This is a genomic window from Allobosea sp. 05T422_2 (genome assembly GCF_056396265.1).
In genome coordinates this window covers 1-2,228 of sequence record NZ_JBFTLD010000473.1, presented here as the reverse complement: position 1 = coordinate 2,228, position 2,228 = coordinate 1, and the positions used below count along the sequence as shown (strand labels likewise).

3 pseudogenes are annotated in these 2,228 nt (G+C 63.7%); 2 read left to right on the top strand and 1 reads right to left on the bottom strand.

From position 1 onward, the window contains the following. Positions 1 to 145: 145 nt before the first annotated feature. Positions 146 to 406 (top strand): annotated as a pseudogene (locus AC1DJT_RS36285) (transposase); the annotation flags it as partial. A gap of 95 nt (positions 407 to 501) precedes the next feature. On the opposite strand, the pseudogene AC1DJT_RS36280 reads toward AC1DJT_RS36285, so the two are convergent. Further along, a pseudogene (locus tag AC1DJT_RS36280) lies at positions 502 to 1,718 on the bottom strand (IS110 family RNA-guided transposase). 249 nt (positions 1,719 to 1,967) lie between these two features. On the opposite strand from AC1DJT_RS36280, the pseudogene AC1DJT_RS36275 reads away from it, so the two are divergent. Beyond that, a pseudogene (locus tag AC1DJT_RS36275) lies at positions 1,968 to 2,183 on the top strand (transposase); the annotation flags it as partial. Positions 2,184 to 2,228: the final 45 nt, after the last annotated feature.

Sequence of the window (2,228 nt, the reverse complement as noted above, 5' to 3'; positions counted from 1 at the left end):
GAATATGTTCGTCAGGAATAAGCTGGCGGAGCGTGCCCGAAATGAACAGCTCCAGTTGGTCCCGTTCCTTGCGACCCAGCATGCCGGCCCCCAATCCCGATCAGGATCAAGAGAATCACGCGAAGGCAGGTTTTTCAACGACCCCATCGTGCATCTGATCCGGCACTCGCTGGAATTCGTCTCCTGGAAGGATCGAAAGCCCGTCGTGCCCGCGCTGCGCATGATCTACCGGGCCACAGACGCCGAGGCCGGCAAAGCCGCGCTCGAGGCCTTCGATGCCGGCTTCTGGGGGCGAAAATACCCGGCAATAGCCCAGGCCTGGCGCCGSAACTGGGATCGCGTCATCCCRTTCTTCGCGTTCCCCGAGGCCGTCCGCAAAATCGTCTACACAACGKATGAGATGGACAAGCGTTTCCAGTTTCGACGTGGTAGTTTCGGTTCTGCACGGACGACCTCGGTGGCGAAGAGCGGAGCGCCGACTGCAAGCTCCGCCAGGCCGCCTCATTCGCGCCTTGTCGATTTGAGGCGTCCGTGCGCCTCTCGTCCCGGTCGCGTCTTCCACTGGGCGACGAAGTGCTCGTAGGCCCGCTCGGCGTGGCGAGCGACCTCCATCTCCTGCTCGCGCAGTGCCTTGACGTTGTAGGCGTGGGCAGACCCGGGCTTGTTGCCCTTGCTCTGCGGTTGTCCAGCCTGGAGCTCCATCGCGCGACGCTTGTTGGCGATCAGAGCCGGACGCGCCCAACGGTAGTCGGCTCCTTTCGTCAGCAAATGCCAGACCAGGACCGTCAGCTTGCGCGCGACAGCAACCGCCGCGACCTGGTGTCCGCGCCTGGCCCGGATCCGGACGAAGAAGGCATGCAGCGGCCCCGGCGCCTTGGCGGCTGACCACGCGGCTTCGACCAGCATGGCGCGCGCGTGACTGCGACCGATCTTGCTAATGCGGCCATGATGGGCGACGCCGGTCCCGGATTGTCGGACGCGCGGGTTCAAGCCGAAGTAGCTCACCAGCTTTTGCGGTGTCTTGAACCGGGCGATATCGCCGATGGCCGCCGCCAGAGAAGTTGCGACGGTCAGCTTGATCCCGGTGACGGTCATCAGCCGCGCGACTGTCGGGTCCTCGATCGCATCCTGCGCAATCTCACGATCGAGCTCGGCAAGATCGTCACCCAGACGGTCGAGTTCGCGCAGATGACGTGTGATCGCGTCGCATTCGTCCTTCGGAAGATCTTGCCTGGTCAACCAGGCCCGCCCTCGGCCGTTGAACAGGTCCGCATGCGGGCATTTTGGGATCAGATGCCCGTGCAGGATGGCATGCACCTCGTTCTTGATCCGGGTGCGATGGCGAACGACCTGGCCGCGTCGCRCAACCAGCCGGCGCCGTCGCTCGGTCTCCGCGTCCGGCGTCCAGATCTCCGGCAAGAAGCCAGCGGCATGGAGCGTTGCCAAGGTACCGGCATCGACCTTGTCCGTTTTCACATGGGCATGGGCGATCGCCTTCACCTGCAGCGGATTAGCGATCACGACCCGCGCGACGAGGGGCGACAGCACGCGCGACACCGCCATGCAGTTGCCGGTGGCCTCGATCACGACCTCGTCCGTTGGCAACAACGTCTTTCCAAATCCCTCCAAGGCCGTCCGGGTCATATCGACCCTCCCGGCATGCCTCAACCGACCGTCCTCCCAGATCACGACCTCGCCGAAGTCCGGTGGATATCCATCCCGATCACGCGTCGCATCAGCGCCTCCTGTCAGCATGACGACGGGAGCGGCGGGCGACACGACACCTACGGATCCGCGCTCTCGGCGCAACCGGGCGAGTCGCAGAGGCGGCCAGCTACTAACGCGAGCTCGCGGCTCATCGTATACATCGGCCTGCCCGCACCTTCGTGCTCCCGGTGCCTCTGTCCCGGATGCTCGCAGCATAAGCCACGTCGCAGCGACGCGGCAGGACTTCCGCACCGACCATCCTCATACCGGTTACAAATGCGATCGAAGCCTTGAACGCAAAGCTCCGGCGAGCGGTCAAAATCCGAGGCCATTTTCCGACCGACGAAGCCGCAACCAAGCTGATCTATCTCGTCTTGCGCGATGCCGCGGCCGAGTGGAAAATGCCCCCACGCGAATGGACCGAAGCCAAGTCCCAGTTCGCGATCATGTTCGAGGATCGCTTCATCACTCAATGAAGCTCAACCCGCCCCGGACACAAAAATTCAGACACTCCCCCCCCC